This window comes from Pseudomonas pisciculturae, from assembly GCF_015461805.1.
In the GTDB taxonomy this organism is placed as follows: domain Bacteria; phylum Pseudomonadota; class Gammaproteobacteria; order Pseudomonadales; family Pseudomonadaceae; genus Aquipseudomonas; species Aquipseudomonas pisciculturae.
Window position 1 is genome coordinate 238,414 of the sequence record NZ_JACVZE010000002.1, and the last position, 17,007, is coordinate 255,420.

The 17,007-nt window shown below is 60.4% G+C and carries 21 protein-coding genes; 13 read left to right on the forward strand and 8 right to left on the reverse strand.

Annotation, left to right across the window (positions count from 1 at the left end; all coding sequences use genetic code 11):
• Positions 1 to 4 precede the first annotated feature (4 nt).
• A complete protein-coding gene (locus ICY20_RS06740; protein WP_194937191.1) occupies positions 5 to 1,009 on the forward strand; it encodes an aspartate carbamoyltransferase catalytic subunit in 1,005 nt (334 codons plus the stop codon).
• Positions 1,006 to 2,277 (forward strand): dihydroorotase, encoded by a 1,272-nt coding sequence (locus tag ICY20_RS06745; RefSeq protein ID WP_194937192.1) that lies wholly within the window; start codon positions 1,006 to 1,008, stop codon positions 2,275 to 2,277. The genes ICY20_RS06740 and ICY20_RS06745 overlap by 4 nt, the downstream gene beginning before the upstream one ends.
• A gap of 147 nt (positions 2,278 to 2,424) precedes the next feature.
• Here the strand turns inward: ICY20_RS06745 and ICY20_RS06750 are convergent, their stop codons facing one another.
• Positions 2,425 to 2,853, reverse strand: a complete 429-nt coding sequence (locus tag ICY20_RS06750; RefSeq protein WP_159957980.1) for an NINE protein — start codon at positions 2,851 to 2,853, stop codon at positions 2,425 to 2,427.
• A gap of 250 nt (positions 2,854 to 3,103) precedes the next feature.
• Here ICY20_RS06750 and ICY20_RS06755 point away from each other — a divergent pair, with 250 nt between their 5' ends.
• The gene (locus ICY20_RS06755; protein ID WP_194937193.1) at positions 3,104 to 3,745 is read left to right on the forward strand and encodes a C40 family peptidase; all 642 of its coding nucleotides are present in this window, start codon (positions 3,104 to 3,106) and stop codon (positions 3,743 to 3,745) included.
• A gap of 137 nt (positions 3,746 to 3,882) precedes the next feature.
• Here the strand turns inward: ICY20_RS06755 and ICY20_RS06760 are convergent, their stop codons facing one another.
• Positions 3,883 to 4,917, reverse strand: a complete 1,035-nt coding sequence (locus tag ICY20_RS06760; RefSeq protein WP_194937194.1) for a type IV pilus twitching motility protein PilT — start codon at positions 4,915 to 4,917, stop codon at positions 3,883 to 3,885.
• A 57-nt stretch (positions 4,918 to 4,974) separates the two neighbouring features.
• Between ICY20_RS06760 and ICY20_RS06765 the strand changes: the two genes are divergently transcribed.
• The 9 genes from ICY20_RS06765 (at position 4,975) to ICY20_RS06805 (ending at position 11,693) form a co-directional block, all read left to right on the forward strand.
• Positions 4,975 to 5,661 carry a YggS family pyridoxal phosphate-dependent enzyme gene (locus tag ICY20_RS06765; protein WP_194937195.1) on the forward strand — a complete coding sequence of 229 codons (687 nt, stop codon included), beginning with the start codon at positions 4,975 to 4,977 and terminating at the stop codon, positions 5,659 to 5,661.
• Between the two features lie 33 nt (positions 5,662 to 5,694).
• Positions 5,695 to 6,513, forward strand: coding sequence for a pyrroline-5-carboxylate reductase (gene proC, locus ICY20_RS06770; protein WP_159957972.1), 819 nt, complete (start codon positions 5,695 to 5,697; stop codon positions 6,511 to 6,513).
• A 24-nt stretch (positions 6,514 to 6,537) separates the two neighbouring features.
• Positions 6,538 to 7,125: a YggT family protein gene (locus ICY20_RS06775; RefSeq protein WP_122512691.1), complete on the forward strand. Its 588-nt coding sequence runs from the start codon at positions 6,538 to 6,540 to the stop codon at positions 7,123 to 7,125.
• Between the two features lie 210 nt (positions 7,126 to 7,335).
• Entirely contained in the window at positions 7,336 to 8,475 is a 1,140-nt protein-coding gene (gene metX, locus ICY20_RS06780; RefSeq protein WP_159957970.1) for a homoserine O-succinyltransferase MetX, read from the forward strand.
• Positions 8,476 to 8,482: 7 nt separating this feature from the next.
• Positions 8,483 to 9,103 (forward strand): methionine biosynthesis protein MetW, encoded by a 621-nt coding sequence (metW, locus tag ICY20_RS06785; RefSeq protein WP_017735309.1) that lies wholly within the window; start codon positions 8,483 to 8,485, stop codon positions 9,101 to 9,103.
• 21 nt (positions 9,104 to 9,124) lie between these two features.
• Positions 9,125 to 9,559, forward strand: a complete 435-nt coding sequence (locus ICY20_RS06790; RefSeq protein WP_159957968.1) for a DUF4426 domain-containing protein — start codon at positions 9,125 to 9,127, stop codon at positions 9,557 to 9,559.
• On the forward strand, positions 9,556 to 10,152 hold the full coding sequence (gene rdgB, locus ICY20_RS06795) for an RdgB/HAM1 family non-canonical purine NTP pyrophosphatase (RefSeq protein ID WP_105697147.1): 597 nt from the start codon (positions 9,556 to 9,558) through the stop codon (positions 10,150 to 10,152). The genes ICY20_RS06790 and rdgB overlap by 4 nt, the downstream gene beginning before the upstream one ends.
• The gene (hemW, locus tag ICY20_RS06800; RefSeq protein ID WP_228758341.1) at positions 10,149 to 11,351 is read left to right on the forward strand and encodes a radical SAM family heme chaperone HemW; all 1,203 of its coding nucleotides are present in this window, start codon (positions 10,149 to 10,151) and stop codon (positions 11,349 to 11,351) included. The genes rdgB and hemW overlap by 4 nt, the downstream gene beginning before the upstream one ends.
• A gap of 18 nt (positions 11,352 to 11,369) precedes the next feature.
• A complete protein-coding gene (locus tag ICY20_RS06805) occupies positions 11,370 to 11,693 on the forward strand; it encodes a DUF3392 domain-containing protein (RefSeq protein WP_016972961.1) in 324 nt (107 codons plus the stop codon).
• 250 nt (positions 11,694 to 11,943) lie between these two features.
• On the opposite strand, the gene ICY20_RS06810 is transcribed toward ICY20_RS06805, so the two are convergent.
• The 5 genes from ICY20_RS06810 to ICY20_RS06830 all read right to left on the reverse strand — a co-directional run bounded on the left by ICY20_RS06810 (position 11,944) and on the right by ICY20_RS06830 (position 15,066).
• The gene (locus tag ICY20_RS06810) at positions 11,944 to 12,756 is read right to left on the reverse strand and encodes a hypothetical protein (protein WP_159957964.1); all 813 of its coding nucleotides are present in this window, start codon (positions 12,754 to 12,756) and stop codon (positions 11,944 to 11,946) included.
• A 78-nt stretch (positions 12,757 to 12,834) separates the two neighbouring features.
• Positions 12,835 to 13,560: a tRNA (guanosine(46)-N7)-methyltransferase TrmB gene (gene trmB / locus ICY20_RS06815; protein WP_194937196.1), complete on the reverse strand. Its 726-nt coding sequence runs from the start codon at positions 13,558 to 13,560 to the stop codon at positions 12,835 to 12,837.
• Positions 13,561 to 13,569: 9 nt separating this feature from the next.
• A complete protein-coding gene (locus ICY20_RS06820; RefSeq protein WP_015886353.1) occupies positions 13,570 to 14,364 on the reverse strand; it encodes a thiazole synthase in 795 nt (264 codons plus the stop codon).
• A 52-nt stretch (positions 14,365 to 14,416) separates the two neighbouring features.
• Positions 14,417 to 14,617 (reverse strand): sulfur carrier protein ThiS, encoded by a 201-nt coding sequence (gene thiS, locus ICY20_RS06825; RefSeq protein WP_015886354.1) that lies wholly within the window; start codon positions 14,615 to 14,617, stop codon positions 14,417 to 14,419.
• Positions 14,618 to 14,688: 71 nt separating this feature from the next.
• A complete protein-coding gene (locus ICY20_RS06830) occupies positions 14,689 to 15,066 on the reverse strand; it encodes a DUF423 domain-containing protein (RefSeq protein ID WP_122488760.1) in 378 nt (125 codons plus the stop codon).
• Positions 15,067 to 15,140: 74 nt separating this feature from the next.
• Here ICY20_RS06830 and mtgA point away from each other — a divergent pair, with 74 nt between their 5' ends.
• The gene (mtgA, locus tag ICY20_RS06835; protein ID WP_194937197.1) at positions 15,141 to 15,863 is read left to right on the forward strand and encodes a monofunctional biosynthetic peptidoglycan transglycosylase; all 723 of its coding nucleotides are present in this window, start codon (positions 15,141 to 15,143) and stop codon (positions 15,861 to 15,863) included.
• Between the two features lie 193 nt (positions 15,864 to 16,056).
• Here mtgA and rpoH read toward each other — a convergent pair whose 3' ends face one another.
• Positions 16,057 to 16,911 carry an RNA polymerase sigma factor RpoH gene (gene rpoH, locus ICY20_RS06840; protein WP_016972967.1) on the reverse strand — a complete coding sequence of 285 codons (855 nt, stop codon included), beginning with the start codon at positions 16,909 to 16,911 and terminating at the stop codon, positions 16,057 to 16,059.
• Positions 16,912 to 17,007 lie beyond the last annotated feature (96 nt).

A 17,007-nucleotide genomic window follows, 5' to 3' on the forward strand; every position in this document is an offset into this window, starting at 1 on the left:
CGCGATGACGCCTCTAGATGCCAAGCGCCCGCTGCAGCTCAATGCTCAGGGTCAGTTGCAACATTTCTTGTCCCTCGACGGTTTGCCCCGCGAACTGCTCACCGAAATCCTCGACACCGCCGACTCGTTCCTTGAAGTCGGTGGCCGCGCGGTGAAGAAGGTCCCGCTGCTGCGCGGCAAGACCATCTGCAATGTGTTCTTCGAGAACTCCACCCGCACCCGCACCACCTTTGAGCTGGCGGCCCAGCGGCTGTCGGCCGACGTGATCACGCTGAACGTGTCCACCTCGTCGGCGAGCAAGGGCGAAACCCTGCTCGACACCCTGCGCAACCTCGAAGCCATGGCCGCCGACATGTTCGTGGTTCGCCACGGCGACTCCGGCGCCGCGCACTTCATCGCCGAGCACGTGTGCCCGCAGGTGGCAATCATCAACGGCGGCGACGGCCGTCACGCCCACCCGACCCAGGGCATGCTCGACATGCTCACCATCCGTCGGCACAAAGGCAGCTTTGAAAACCTCTCGGTGGCCATCGTCGGCGACATCCTGCATTCACGGGTGGCACGCTCGAACATGCTCGCCCTTAAAGCCTTGGGTTGCCCGGATATCCGCGTGATCGCGCCGAAAACCCTGCTGCCCATCGGCATCGAGCAGTACGGCGTCAAGGTCTACACCGACATGGCCGAAGGCCTCAAGGATGTAGACGTGGTGATCATGCTGCGCCTGCAACGCGAGCGCATGGCCGGTGGCCTGTTGCCGAGCGAAGGCGAGTTCTACCGTTTGTTCGGCCTGACCACCGCACGCCTGGCCGGGGCAAAGCCGGATGCCATCGTGATGCACCCCGGCCCGATCAACCGTGGCGTGGAGATTGAGTCGGCAGTGGCCGACGGCCCGCAATCGGTGATCTTGAACCAGGTCACCTACGGCATCGCCGTACGCATGGCCGTGATGTCCATGGCCATGAGCGGGCAAACCGCGCAACGTCAATTCGAGCAGGAGAACGCCCAGTGAAGCTCAGCATCCTCGGCGCTCGCGTCATTGACCCGGCCACTGGCCTGGACCAAGTTACCGACCTGCACCTGGACGCCGGCAAGATCATTGCCATCGGCGCCGCCCCGGCAGGTTTCAGCGCGACTGAAACCATCGACGCCAAAGGCCTGGTGGCCGCGCCTGGCCTGGTCGACCTGAACGTCGCCCTGCGCGAACCGGGCTACAGCCGCAAAGGCACCATCACCAGCGAAACCCGCGCCGCCGCTGCTGGTGGTGTGACCAGCCTGTGCTGCCCGCCGCACACCAAGCCGATTCTGGACACCTCGGCCGTGACCGAGCTGATCCTGGACCGCGCCCGTGAAGCGGGCAATTGCAAAGTGTTCCCCATTGGTGCCCTGAGCAAAGGCCTCGAAGGCGAACAACTCGCCGAGCTGATCGCCCTGCGTGACGCCGGTTGCGTGGCCTTCGGCAACGGCCTGGAAAGCTTTCGCAGCACCCGCACGCTGCTGCGCGCCCTGGAATACGCAGCCACGTTCGATCTGACGGTGATCTTCAACTCCCAGGACCACGACCTGGCCGAAGGTGGCCTGGCCCACGAAGGCGCCGTGGCCAGCTTCCTCGGCCTGCCGGGTATCCCGGAAACCGCCGAGACCGTGGCCCTGGCCCGCGACCTGCTGCTGGTAGAGCAAAGCGGCGTGCGTGCGCATTTCAGCCAGTTGACCAGCGCACGCGGTGTGGCCCTGATCGCACAGGCCCAGGCCCGTGGTTTGCCGGTAACGGCGGATGTGGCGCTGTATCAGTTGATTCTGACGGATGAGGCGCTGATCGACTTCTCCAGCCTGTACCACGTGCAGCCACCCCTGCGCACCCGCGCCGACCGAGATGGTTTGCGTGCGGCGGTCAAATCCGGGGTGGTGTCGGCGATTTCCAGCCATCACCAGCCCCACGAGCGGGATGCCAAGCTGGCGCCGTTTGGTGCGACAGAGCCGGGTATCAGCAGCGTTGAGCTGTTGCTGCCACTGGCGATGACGTTGGTGGAAGATGGTTTGCTTGACCTGCCGACCCTATTGGCACGCCTGAGCACCGGCCCGGCCGACGCCCTGCGCCTGCCAGCGGGCAAGTTGGAGGTAGGTGGGCCTGCGGACCTGGTGCTGTTTGACCTGGGCAGCTCGACGGTGGCCGGGGAACATTGGCTGTCGAAGGGTGAAAACTGCCCGTTCATTGGCCATAGCCTGCCGGCGGCGGTGCGTTACACCGTGGTCGACGGACGTATTACCTACCAGGCCTGATACCCCGCCTATCTAATGTGGGCACAGTAAATGTGAGAGGGGGCTTGCTCCCGATTGCAGTGGGTCAGCTAAAAATAAGCTGGCTGACCCACCGCTATCGGGGGCAAGCCCCCTCCCACATTTAGATCTCACTAAAGTTCACAGAACTCAGCGCCCGCCATTGCGCTCAGCATTACGAATCGATATCTGCGTATTCAGCGTCCAGAAGTCATACAGCACCCCCACCAAAAACAGCCCACCGGTCAGCAAGTAGATCAGGCCACTGATCCATTTGCCCTGATACATACGGTGCACACCAAACACGCCGAGAAAGGCCAGCAGTACCCAGGCGATGTTGTACTCGATAGGCCCAGCGGTAAAACGCAGGTCGGCTTCACGGTCCATGGCCGGGATCAGGAACAGGTCGATCAACCAGCCGATGCCCAGCAAGCCCAAGGTGAAAAACCAGATCGTGCCGGTCACCGGCTTGCCGTAATAGAAGCGATGCGCCCCGGTAAAACCGAAAATCCAGAGCAGGTAGCCGATCACCTTGCTGTGGGTGTCTTGCGGGGAATAATCCTGTCGATAGGTGTTCATCGCGTACCTCTTTTGTCTCGATAGATAAATTTTTTCATTTTCTTTGTGACTTTTTTACGGGCGCCCGACGTACGGCAAATGATATCTTCCCTGCCCTGAAAGCCTTATGCCACCTGACTTGTGTAGGACAATTGCGGCGTTTCGTCGCGTTTTTCCTGATTTTGACGTCAAGGTTCAGTCGACAAACGGCCTGAGAACGACACAAAAAGCTGTTATAAAGTTGCGCGCAAACACTTAAGAGCCACGCCTAATGCGACCATTTTTCAAGACATGGCTAACCATTTGCCTATTAATGCCACTGGCCGCCCACGCCACCAATCGTGAGCAACGACTTCCGAACGTCAACGGTTTCACGCCTAAAGTACACAGCACGCCAAGCACCGCCAAATCGGTAAAGCTGACCGTCAACCGCCCAACCCAGTTGAGCAAGGTTCACAACGGTAAAGCAGTTTCCAACCTGGCTGGCGTCGACACCAAGCAAAGCAGCAACGTCCTCAGCCGCGCCGTTAACGTGCTCGGTACTCCTTATCGTTGGGGCGGCAGCAGCCCAAGTAAAGGGTTTGACTGCAGCGGCTTGGTGAAATATGCGTTTAACGACGTCGCTGCGGTGGATTTGCCACGTACGTCCAATGCCATGGCGGCCGGTCATGGGCAGAAGGTTGACCGCAAGGACTTGAAGCCCGGCGACCTGCTGTTCTTCAAGCTCAAGAGCCGCCAGGTGAACCACGTTGCCATTTACCTGGGCAACGACCGGTTTATCCACGCGCCGCGTCGGGGCAAGTCGGTAAGTATCGACACGCTGAAGAAGCCGTTTTGGAACAAGAACTATGTGATTGCCAAGCGGGTGCTGCCTAAAGAGCAGAACAGCAACTTGCGGGTCGTCCAGCGCTAATCCCAAGCTGAAATACAGTACAAATGTGGGAGGGGGCTTGCCCCCGATAGCAGGGTGTCAGTCAGCACATGTATTGGCTGACCCACCGCTATCGGGAGCAAGCCCCCTCCCACATTTAATTGCAGGGTACTTGAGAGCTATATATCACCCGGCACCCTTGCCTTCTCGCGCGCCTCCTCCCGGCTGACCACCCCCTCGGTCACCAACCCCTTCAAACTCATATCCAACGTCTTCATCCCCAACGCCCCACCCGTCTGGATCGCCGAAACCATCTGCGCCACCTTGTCCTCGCGGATCAAATTGCGAATCGCGGGCGTACCCAGCATGATTTCGTGCGCCGCCACGCGCCCGCCGCTGAGCTTCTTCACCAGCACTTGGGACACCACTGCCTGCAGCGATTCAGAAAGCATCGAGCGCACCATGGCTTTTTCCCCCGCGGGGAACACATCCACCAGCCTGCCCACGGTCTTTGCGGCCGACGACGTGTGCAGGGTGCCAAACACCAGGTGCCCGGTCTCAGCGGCTGTCAGGGCCAGGCGGATGGTTTCCAGGTCGCGCAGCTCGCCCACCAGGATCACATCCGGGTCTTCGCGCAGTGCCGAACGCAGGGCGTTGGCAAAACTATGGGTGTCGCGATGCACCTGACGCTGGTTGATCAGCGCGGTCTTGGGCCTGTGGATAAATTCGATCGGGTCTTCAAGGGTCAGGATGTGCTGGCGGCGATGCTGGTTGAGGTAGTCGATCATCGCCGCCAACGTGGTGGATTTGCCCGAGCCGGTGGGCCCGGTGACCAGCACCAGACCCCGAGGCAACTCGGCGATACGTTGGAACACCTCGCCGAGCCCGAGGCTCTCCAGACTCTGCACCTCGCTGGGAATGGTGCGAAACACCGCGCCCATGCCGCGATCCTGCTGGAACACATTGGCGCGGAACCGCGCAACGCCTGGTAGCTCGAAGGCAAAGTCTGTTTCGAGAGATGTTTCGAAATCCTTTTGCTGGTATTTGTTCAGCAACGGGCTGAGCAAATCCGCCACCTGAGGCGACGACAGCACCGGCCCATCCAGCGGCCAGACCTCGCCATCGACCCGTAACATCGGCGCCAGACCTGCGGACAGATGCAGGTCGGAAGCGCCACGGCGCACGCTGGCCGTCAGCAGTTCAGTGATATCCATAGGGCTTTCCATTTCCAGTAGAATGCCGCGGACTCCATATCCACGGGCGCATCTTGAATGTCGACGATAGCAGACAACCTCGGCCAGGTTAGCCAGCGCATCCGCGCCGCAGCCGACGCCGTGCAGCGCGACGCAAGCAGCATCCACCTGCTGGCCGTGAGCAAGACCAAGCCCGCGCAAGCCGTGCGCGAAGCCTATGCCGCCGGCCTGCACGACTTCGGTGAAAACTATCTGCAGGAAGCCTTGGGCAAACAAGCCGAATTAACCGACCTGCCCTTGAGTTGGCACTTCATCGGCCCCATTCAATCGAACAAGACGCGCGCTATCGCCGAGAACTTCGCTTGGGTGCATTCCGTGGACCGCCTCAAAATTGCACAACGCCTGTCCGAACAACGCCCGGCCGACCTGCCGCCGCTGAACATCTGCATCCAGGTCAACGTCAGTGGCGAAGCCAGCAAGAGCGGCTGTACACCCGCCGACTTGCCGGCGCTGGCCAGCGCTATCAGCGCCCTGCCGCGCTTGAAATTGCGTGGCCTGATGGCAATCCCCGAGCCGACCGAAGATCGCGCCGCGCAAGATGCAGCGTTCGCTCAAGTACGCGACCTGCAAAACAGCCTTGACCTGCCGCTGGACACACTTTCCATGGGCATGAGCCACGACCTTGAGTCGGCCATCGCCCAAGGCGCCACCTGGGTGCGCATCGGTACCGCCCTGTTTGGCGCCCGCGACTACGGCCAGCCGTGAAATGGCTGACTTTTCACTGAATAAGGACCTGTCATGAGAGACACGCGTATTGCCTTTATCGGCGCCGGTAACATGGCGGCCAGCCTGATCGGCGGCCTGCGGGCCAAGGGCCTGGACGCTGCGCAGATCCGCGCGAGCGACCCGGGTGCCGACACCCGTGCCCGCGTCAGTGCCGAGCACGGTATCGAAACCTTCGCCGACAACGCCGAGGCCATCCAGGGCGTCGATGTGATTGTGCTGGCGGTGAAACCCCAGGCGATGAAAGCCGTGTGCGAAAGCCTGCGCCCGAGCCTGCAACCGCATCAGTTGGTGGTATCCATCGCGGCCGGCATTACCTGCGCCAGCATGACTAACTGGCTCGGCGCCCAACCCATTGTGCGCTGCATGCCCAACACTCCGTCGCTATTGCGCCAGGGCGTGAGCGGCCTGTATGCAACCTCCGAGGTCAGCGCCGCCCAGCGTGATCAGGCCCAGGAACTGCTGTCTGCCGTGGGCATCGCCCTGTGGCTGGAACAGGAACAGCAACTGGATGCAGTCACCGCCGTGTCAGGCAGTGGCCCGGCGTATTTCTTTCTGCTGATCGAGTCCATGACCGCCGCCGGCGTAAAGTTGGGCCTGCCTCAGGAAGTCGCCAAGCAACTGGCCGAGCAAACCGCCCTGGGCGCCGCACATATGGCCGTTTCCAGCGAAGTGGATGCGGCCGAGCTGCGCCGTCGCGTGACCTCGCCAGGTGGCACCACCCAAGCCGCTATCGAATCTTTCCAGGCCGGGGGCTTTGAAGCCCTGGTAGAAAAAGCACTGGGTGCCGCAGCACATCGTTCGGCCGAGATGGCCGAACAACTGGGCAAATAATCGTCCCTTATTCAGGAATCAAACATGCTCGGAATCAATGACGCGCTTATTTTCATCATCCAGACCCTGGGCAGCCTGTACCTGCTGATCGTGCTGATGCGTTTTATCCTGCAACTGGTGCGGGCGAACTTCTACAACCCGCTGTGCCAATTCGTGGTCAAGGCTACCCAACCACTGCTCAAGCCACTGCGCCGAGTCATCCCGAGCCTGTTCGGGCTGGACATGTCGTCGCTGGTGCTGGCGCTGCTGCTGCAGATTCTGTTGTTCGTCGTGATCCTGATGCTCAACGGCTATCAGGCCTTCACCGTACTGCTGTTGCCATGGGCGCTGATCGGCGTGTTCTCGCTGTTTTTGAAGATCATTTTCTGGTCGATGATCATCAGCGTGATCCTGTCGTGGGTCGCACCCGGCAGCCGCAGCCCGGGCGCCGAACTGGTCTTCCAGATTACCGAGCCGGTGCTGGCGCCGTTCCGCCGACTGATCCCTAATCTGGGCGGCCTGGACATCTCGCCGATCTTCGCGTTTATCGCGATCCAACTGGTGCAGAGCTGGGTGATCCCGCGGTTGGCGTTTTACGCGTTCATGCCTAAAGAACTGTTCGGCCTGATCTGACGCTTATGTGGGAGCTGGCTTGCCTGCGATAGCATCGCCGCGGTGTGCCTGTAATACCGAGGCGCCCGCATCGCGGGCAAGCCCGGCTCCCACAGAGGTCAGTGCCCACATTTTGTATCTGCGGATTGAATTGAATCCCTATAGGCCTTTGCTTGCCGCTAGGTGCAGCGGTCTTTAGACTTACGCCTCATTTAAACGAGAGCAGGGTCGATGCCAGCTGCCTTCCCCCCCGATTCTGTTGGACTGGTCGTGCCCCAAGTGGCGCACTTCAGCGAACCCCTGGCCCTGGCCTGCGGTCGTTCGCTGCCTGCCTATGACCTGATCTATGAAACCTACGGCCAATTGAATGCCACGGCGAGCAACGCCGTGCTGATCTGCCACGCCCTGTCCGGCCATCATCATGCCGCCGGCTTCCACTCGGCCGACGACCGCAAACCCGGTTGGTGGGACAGCTGCATCGGCCCCGGCAAACCCATCGACACCAATAAATTCTTTGTGGTCAGCCTGAACAACCTGGGCGGCTGCAACGGCTCCACCGGCCCCAGCAGCCTCAACCCGGAGACCGGCAAGCCATTCGGCGCCGACTTCCCGGTGCTCACTGTTGAAGACTGGGTACACAGCCAGGCCCACCTCGCCGACCTGCTGGGCATCCAGCAATGGGCCGCCGTGATCGGCGGCAGCCTGGGCGGCATGCAGGCGTTGCAATGGACCATCACCTACCCAGACCGCGTGCGCCATTGCCTGGCAATTGCCTCGGCCCCCAAGTTGTCGGCGCAGAACATCGCCTTCAACGAAGTGGCGCGCCAGGCGATCCTCACTGACCCTGAGTTCCACGGTGGTTCGTTCCAGGAAGCGGGCGTGATTCCCAAACGCGGCCTGATGCTGGCACGGATGGTTGGGCACATCACTTACCTGTCCGATGACTCCATGGGCGAAAAATTCGGCCGTGGCCTCAAAAGCGAAAAGCTCAACTACGACTTCCACAGCGTCGAGTTCCAGGTAGAAAGCTACCTGCGTTATCAGGGTGAGGAGTTCTCCGGGCGTTTTGACGCCAACACCTACCTGCTGATGACCAAGGCACTGGACTACTTCGACCCGGCGGCCAACTTTGATGATGACCTGGCCAAAACCTTCGAAGGTGCCACGGCCAAGTTCTGCGTGATGTCGTTCACCACCGACTGGCGCTTCTCGCCGGCCCGCTCCCGTGAGCTGGTGGATGCACTGATGGCCGCGCGCAAAGACGTCTGCTACCTGGAGATCGACGCTCCGCAAGGCCACGATGCCTTCCTGATCCCGATCCCGCGTTACTTGCAGGCGTTCAGCAACTACATGAACCGAATCGTATTGTGAGAAAGCCATGAGAGCCGACCTGGACATCATCCAAGACTGGATCCCCGCCGGCAGCCGCGTGCTCGACCTGGGCTGCGGCGATGGCGAACTGCTGAGCTGGCTGCGCGACAACAAGCAAGTGACCGGCTACGGCCTTGAAAACGACCCGGACAACATCGCCCAGTGCGTGGCCAAGGGCATCAACGTGATCGAGCAGGACCTGGACAAGGGCCTGGGCAACTTTGCCAGCAACAGCTTCGACATCGTGGTGATGACCCAGGCCCTGCAAGCGGTGCACTACCCGGACCGCATCCTCGACGAAATGCTGCGCGTCGGCCGCCAGTGCATCATCACGTTCCCCAACTTCGGTCACTGGCGCTGCCGCTGGTACCTGGCCACCAAGGGCCGCATGCCGGTGTCGGACTTCCTGCCGTACACCTGGTACAACACGCCGAACATCCACTTCTGCACCTTCGAAGACTTCGAAGCGTTGTGTGGCGAGCGTGAAGCCAAGGTGATCAACCGCCTGGCCGTCGATCAACAGCACCGCCACGGCTGGGCGAGTAAGCTATGGCCCAATCTGTTGGGCGAAATCGGTATTTACCGGGTCAGCAGCCCTGGCCTGACCGACCACAAAATTGCCGTCTAATCATTTTCAAGAGGGACGATCATGAGTCGCTTGGCTATTTTTCTACTGACCGCATGCCTGGGCACCAGCGCCATCGCAGCGGACTCTATCGACGCTAATCGCAAGAAAGACTTCGGCGATATCACTGTCCACTACAACACCTTTACTTCCAGCTTCTTGCAACCGGAAATCGCCCAGAAGATCGGCGTGGTTCGCAGCAAGGAGAAGGGGTTGATCAACGTAACCGTGATCAAGGGCGTGAACCCTGTGGCCGCGCAAGTGACCGGCACCATCAAGGACCTGGGCGGCAAGAGCGAAGTCCTGACCTTCAAGCAAATCAGCGAGAAAGGCGGGATCAACTACCTCGCGCCCTACTCCGTGACACAGCGTGAATACAAGACGTTTACCATCAACGTCGAAACCGGCGGCAAAGCCCATAGCTTCCAATTCAACCAAGAACTCTTTCCGGCCGAATGATGAACCTCACCCAACTCGTACTGGCCAGCCATAACGCCGGCAAACTAAAAGAATTGCAGGCGATGCTCGGCGAATCCGTGCAACTGCGCTCTATTGGTGAGTTCAGCCAGGTAGAACCTGAAGAAACCGGCCTGTCGTTCGTCGAGAATGCCATCCTCAAGGCCCGCAATGCTGCACGCATCTCTGGCCTGCCGGCGTTGGCGGATGACTCGGGGTTGGCAGTGGACTTTCTCGGCGGCGCCCCTGGCATCTATTCGGCGCGTTATGCCGATGGCAAGGGCGACGCGGCCAACAACGCCAAGCTGCTGGACGCCCTCAAGGACGTGCCAGACGCCGAGCGCGGCGCGCAATTCGTCTGCGTGCTGGCCTTGGTGCGCCACGCCGATGACCCGTTGCCGATCCTGTGTGAAGGCCTGTGGCACGGGCGCATCCTGCATGCGGCCAGCGGTGAGCATGGCTTTGGCTATGACCCGCTGTTCTGGGTGCCGGAGCGCAATGTCTCCAGCGCAGAACTGAGCCCGGCCGACAAGAACCAGATCAGCCACCGCGCCCGCGCAATGGATTTGCTGCGCCAACGCCTGAGCCTGAAATGACCCAAAACACTTCTGCGCAGCCGCTGATTCACGGCGGCGCGCAAACACCTCGGGCGGCCCTGCCGCTGCTGCCGCCCCTGGCGCTGTACATCCACATCCCGTGGTGCGTGCGCAAATGCCCGTATTGCGACTTCAACTCCCACACCGCCAGTAAAGTGCTACCGGAAGAAGAGTATGTGGACGCCCTGCTGGCCGACCTCGATCAAGACCTGCACGCTGTCTACGGCCGTGAACTGAGCTCGATCTTCTTTGGCGGCGGCACGCCGAGCCTGTTCAGCGCAGCCGCGCTCGGCCGCTTGCTCAAAGGTGTAGAAGCGCGCATCCCATTTGCTGGCGATATCGAAATCACCCTGGAAGCCAACCCCGGCACTTTCGAACAAGAGAAGTTCGTGGCGTACCGCAAGCTGGGGATCAATCGGCTGTCCATCGGTATCCAGAGCTTCCAGCAAGAAAAGCTTGAGGCCCTGGGCCGCATCCACAACGGCGATGAAGCCGTGCGCGCTGCCGGCATGGCGCGTCAGGCAGGGTTCGATAATTTCAACCTGGACCTGATGCATGGTTTGCCCGATCAGTCCCTGGACGACGCCCTGGGCGACCTGCGCCAGGCTATCGCACTCAAGCCCACGCATTTGTCCTGGTACCAACTGACCCTCGAACCCAACACCGTATTCTGGAACCAGCCCCCTACGCTGCCGGAAGACGACACCCTGTGGGACATCCAGGAAGCCGGCCAGGCACTGTTGGCCGAGCATGGTTACGCGCAATACGAAGTATCGGCCTACGCCCAGCCCGGCCGCCCGGCTCGGCATAACCTGAATTACTGGAGCTTTGGCGACTTTATCGGCATCGGCGCCGGCGCCCACGGCAAGCTCAGCCATCCCGATGGACGCATCGTACGCACCTGGAAAACCCGCGCGCCCAAGGACTACCTCAACCCGGCCAAAAGCTTTCAGGCTGGCGCGAAGGAACTGACCAACGAGGAGCTGCCGTTCGAGTTCCTGATGAACGCTTTGCGCCTCACCGAAGGCGTCGAGGCCAGGCTATACGCCGAACGCACCGGCCTGGAGCTGACGAGCCTGGATGGAGGCCGTCGCGAAGCAGAACAAAGTGGCTTAATGCAGGTCGAACCGTCACGCCTGGCGGCGACCGACCGCGGGCAACTCTTTCTCAATGACCTGTTGCAGAAGTTTTTGAGCTGATCGCTCTAAGGAAATCGAATGGATTTGGTACTCGACCTGCTCGCCACCGTATCCCGCTGGAGCCGTAGCAACCTGTCGGAAATCTCCTTGGCCCTGGTGGGCTGCCTGCTGGTGCTGTTTGGCGCCGACATCAAGGGCTGGGTAGAAGCGCGCCTGGGCAGCATCGCCGGGGCGTTGCGTGTACCGCTGATGGCGTTGGTGTGCATGATCGGCAGCGGTGCGGCGTTGATCTATGCCACACCGTGGATTGTGCGGGGGTTGAGCCAGTTCAATAACTACAGCCTGGCGCCGGTGCTGGTGGTGGTGCTGGTGTTGATCGGCGTAGTAGCCGACCGCCGCTAATCTCAAACACACCGCAAAACAAATGTGGGAGCGGGCTTGCTCGCGAATGCAGGGTGCCAGTCACTGAAGATGCCGACTGATCCACCGTATTCGCGAGCAAGCCCGCTCCCACATTTTTGAGCGCATTCCAGGCTGGCAGCCTGTCGGCCAACCCTTCTCGGGATTCAAATCCCAAGCCCCGTGCTCAACCGCGCAGCACGGCTGCTGGCGCAGATTGAGGGGCTCGCTACCATCGCGCAACGAAACAGCGCTATTTGGCAGCCTGCCCTCCAAACGCTTTTTCGTAATACCCTTTGAGCGTCATCGGGTCTTTACAACCCAGCTCTAACGCTTGGTTCAGGTAGGTCAGGTTAAGGCTGTCCGGCATGCCTTTTTCGTTCATCCGAGTCGCTGCCAATATGTAGTAGGCGTCCGCCCGGTACTGGTCATAGGTCAACATCCGCGCACTGGCCCGCGCCTGCTCGTTGGCTACGGTCCATTCCTGCTTGATTTCAGCCAGACGATCTTTCTCGAAACATAGTGAGCGTTGTGTGTACAAAGGGTAATAGCCCTGAAATCCATCAGCGCGCAGGAGCATCTGCTTAAGATCCTCCAGATACTTCACATGGCCAGGGTCAAGAAAATTAAGGCGCATGTAAGTCTGGTCGCATTGATAGTAATAACCTACCGCGGCCGCCAACAGGCCTTGATCCATTGCCCTGTGCATCGGCTCGCAGACCTGTTTGCGCTCGACGTCCGACATCCCGAACCGACTTTGCATATTGGCCAGCATGTAAGTCGCTACCGTATGCCCACCGTCGGAAGCCATCTTTAGGTCGTTTTGCAACGCAGCAATCTTATCCTTACCTTCTTTGGCCAACTCAGCCGAGACCTTGGGATCCAGTTTGCCACTGGCCTCCAGAGGCAGGTTTTCCTCAATCAACACGCGCACTTGTTCCGCTTTCTTTTGAGCACGCTCAAAGTAGTCGTCAGGAGAAATCACGGGAAGGGAGGCGGTCGTAGTGGCGAATACTGCCGAAGACAGCAGACTCAGCAGCAACAAGCAGGGGAACGTAAACTTCAAAACCTTGTATTCCTTTACAGGTAGAAACGAAAACGGCGGTGAAGCAAACCTGCTTCACCGCCGCTGATACCTAGCCGTTTAAGCCAGTTTTTCGAACTTCAAATCCCAAACCCCATGCCCGAGTCGCTCACCACGACGCTCAAACTTGGTGATCGGGCGCTCAGCCGGGCGTGGCACGCATTTGCCGTCTTCAGCGATGTTGCAGTAGCCAGGGGCGACGTTCATCACTTCCAGCATGTATTCGGCATACGGCTCCCAATCGGTGGCCATGTGCAGGATGCCGCCGACTTTAAGCTTGCTGCGTACCAGCTCCGCGAAGGAGGCCTGGACGATGCGGCGCTTGTGGTGACGGGCTTTGTGCCATGGGTCGGGGAAGAACAGCATCAGGCGGTCGAGGCTGTTGTCGGCGATGCAGCGGTTGAGCACTTCGATCGCGTCGCAGTCGTACACCCGCAGGTTGGTCAGGCCCTGGGTCAGCACGCCGTTGAGCAGCGCGCCAACACCTGGGCGGTGCACTTCAACGCCGATAAAGTCTTGCTCTGGCGAGGCAGCGGCCATTTCCAGCAGGGAGTGGCCCATGCCAAAACCGATTTCCAGGGAACGCGGGGCCGAACGACCAAACACCTGATCGTAGTCCACTGGCGCATCGGCCAGGGGCAACACGAACAGCGGCGTGCCTTGTTCCAGGCCCTTTTGCTGGCCTTCGGTCATGCGACCGGCGCGCATCACAAAACTCTTGATGCGGCGGTGCTTGGACTCGTCGCCTTCTTCCAGGGTGTTCGGCGTTTCGTTTGATTCAGTCATCAATGGCTCTTACTTGATCAGACCATCCAGCGGCGAGGAGGCGCTGGCGTAGAGTTTTTTCGGCATGCGCCCGGCGAGGTAGGCCAGGCGGCCCGCGACGATGGCGTGGTTCATGGCTTCGGCCATCATGATCGGTTGTTGGGCATGGGCGATGGCCGAGTTCATCAGCACCGCATCGCAGCCAAGCTCCATGGCGATGGTTGCGTCGGAGGCCGTGCCCACGCCCGCATCCACCAGCACCGGGATCTTGGCTTCTTCAAGGATGATCTGCAGGTTGTACGGGTTGCAGATACCCAGGCCGGAGCCGATCAGACCGGCCAATGGCATTACGGCGATACAGCCGATCTCGGCCAGTTGACGGGCGATGATCGGGTCATCGCTGGTGTAGACCATCACGTCAAAGCCTTCCTTGACCAGGGTTTCGGCGGCCTTGAGGGTTTCGATCACGTTGGGGAACAGGGTTTTCTGGTCGGCCAGTACTTCCAGCTTCACCAGGTTGTGGCCGTCGAGCAGCTCACGGGCCAGGCGGCAGGTGCGCACGGCTTCGATGGCGTCGTAGCAGCCAGCGGTGTTCGGCAGGAAGGTGTAGCGATCCGGCGACAGCACTTCGAGCAGGTTCGGCTCGCCTTCGATCTGGCCCAGGTTGGTGCGGCGCACGGCGAAGGTGACGATCTCGGCGCCCGAGGCTTCGATGGCCAGGCGGGTTTCTTCCATGTCGCGGTACTTGCCGGTGCCGACCAGCAGACGGGACTGGTAGGTACGACCGGCCAGGACGAAGGGCTTGTCGCTACGAACGATGCTCATGGGAAATCCTCGAAATGGGGTGAGGTTCTGCAGAATTCAGACAGCTGCGCGACTAGCCGCCGCCAATGGCGTGGACCACTTCGACCTGGTCACCTTCGGTGAGCGCGGTCTCGGCGTGCAGGCTACGCGGGACGATATCCAGGTTGAGTTCCACCGCGACACGACGCCCGGTCAAGTCCAGGCGGGTCAGCAGGGCCGCAACGGTTTCACCGTCGGGCAGTTCAAAGGATTCGCCGTTCAACTGAATGCGCATGCCGCGGGCCGCCATCGTTTTTAGGGGTCGGCATTCTAGCCCGATCCCGGTTGATGACCCAAGTCCCTCGGTCAGATCACCTGCAAGCGCCATGCGGCCAAGCCCAGGAAGAACCAGCCGAGCAGGAATGCCAACCCGCCAAACGGCGTAATGATGCCGAGTTTGCTGATGCCGGTCATCGTCAGCACATACAAGCTGCCGGAGAACAACAGGATACCGACCACAAAGGAGATGCCTGCCCACGTGACCACGCGGCCGGGCAGGTGCGCCGCCAGCAAGGCCACGCCAAACAAAGCCAGCGCATGCACCAGTTGGTAGGTTACGCCAGTATGGAAGATCGCCAGGTATTCGGCGCTCAGGCGGTTTTTCAGGCCGTGGGCGGCGAAGGCGCCGAGGGCAACACCGGTGAAGCCGAAAAAGGCAGCCAGCATCAGAAAGCTACGCAGCATAAGGAACTCCAGTCAGACTCGGGGGGCAGGGTCTGTATAATGGCCCGCTCAACGGGTTCGGCCAAGCCATCTCTATGCTGCGTCTCCTCTTCAAGCGTTTTCTCAAAGCCGTGAAATGGTTTGCCATCGCCAGTGTGCTGATGGTGCTGCTGTTTCGTTTCGTGCCGCCACCGTTCACTGCCCTGATGGTGGAGCGCAAGGTCGAATCCTGGTTCGACGGCGAGCCGATTGACCTGCAACGCACGTGGGTGCCGTGGGACGAGATCTCCGATGACCTGAAAGTGGCGGTAATGGCCGGTGAAGACCAGCGCTTCCCGCAGCATTGGGGCTTTGATTTTGGCGCGATCCAGGCGGCGATCCTGCACAACGAGCGAGGCGGTTCGATTCGCGGTGCCAGTACGTTGAGCCAGCAGGTGTCGAAAAACCTGTTCCTGTGGGCGGGTCGCAGTTATTTGCGCAAAGGGCTGGAAGCCTGGTTTACCGGGTTGATCGAGATACTGTGGCCCAAGCAACGCATTCTTGAGGTGTACCTCAATAGCGTGGAGTGGGACGAAGGGGTGTTTGGCGCAGAAGCGGCGGCGCGGCATCACTTTGGGGTGAGTGCCAAGGGGCTTTCGCGCCAACAGGCGAGCTATCTGGCGGCGGTGTTGCCGAACCCTCGGGTGTGGAGTGCCAGCCACCCGACGGCGTATGTGGCAAGGCGCGCCGCGTGGATTCGACAGCAGATGAGTCAACTGGGCGGCGATGGCTACCTGGTCGAACTCAACAACACCCGCAAGGCCCCCTGGTCCGACTGACACAACATAGTACCTGTGGGAGCTGGCTTGCCTGCGATGGCGGTGTGTCAGCTTGCAAAGAGGCTGACTGACAGGGCCTCATCGCAGGCAAGCCAGCTCCCACAGTGGACCGAGTAGTTTTTGAAGTTTGCGAATGCAAACAAAAATGCCCCGATCTCTCGATCGGGGCATTTTTTTGTCTTTGCGCAGCGTCTTAAGCAGCGATCGACAGTTTCAACTTGTTCATCGCGCTTTTCTCAAGCTGACGAATCCGCTCGGCCGACACGTTGTACTTCTGCGCCAGGTCGTGCAGCGTGGCTTTGTCTTCCGCCAGCCAGCGCTGGTAGAGGATGTCACGGCTGCGGTCGTCCAGCACTTCCAGCGCTTCGTGCAGGTTGTGGTTGGAGTTGTCGCTCCAGTCCGCATCCTCCAGTTGACGCGCCGGGTCGTACCGGTGGTCTTCCAGGTAGTTGGCTGGCGACTGGAAGGCGCTGTCGTCGTCCGCTTCAGCGGCCGGGTCGAAGGCCATGTCATGGCCAGTCAGGCGGCTTTCCATCTCGCGCACTTCACGGGGCTCCACGCCGAGGCTTTCGGCCACGCGGTGGACTTCCTCGTTGTTCAGCCACGCCAGGCGTTTTTTCTGGCTGCGCAGGTTGAAGAACAGCTTGCGCTGGGCCTTGGTGGTCGCCACTTTCACGATGCGCCAGTTGCGCAGGATGAACTCGTGGATTTCCGCCTTGATCCAGTGCACGGCAAACGACACCAAACGCACACCCATCTCAGGGTTGAAGCGTTTCACAGCCTTCATCAGGCCAACGTTGCCTTCCTGGATCAGGTCAGCCTGGGCCAGGCCGTAGCCGCTATAGCTACGGGCGATATGTACGACAAAACGCAGGTGGGCGAGCACCATCTGCCGAGCCGCCCCCAAATCCTGCTCATAATAGAGACTCTCGGCCAGTTCACGCTCCTGCTCGGGCGTCAGCAATGGAATGCTGTTGACCGTGTGCACATACGCCTCCAGGTTTGCACCCGGGACCAGAGCATAAGCAGGTTGCAAAGAAGTGGTCATACGAAACCTCCGACTCACATAACTCGTGCAGTTCAGCACTGCGAAAATTGACCGGGAACCGTAAGACAAGTTCCCTAAACCACTGATACGGCCAAT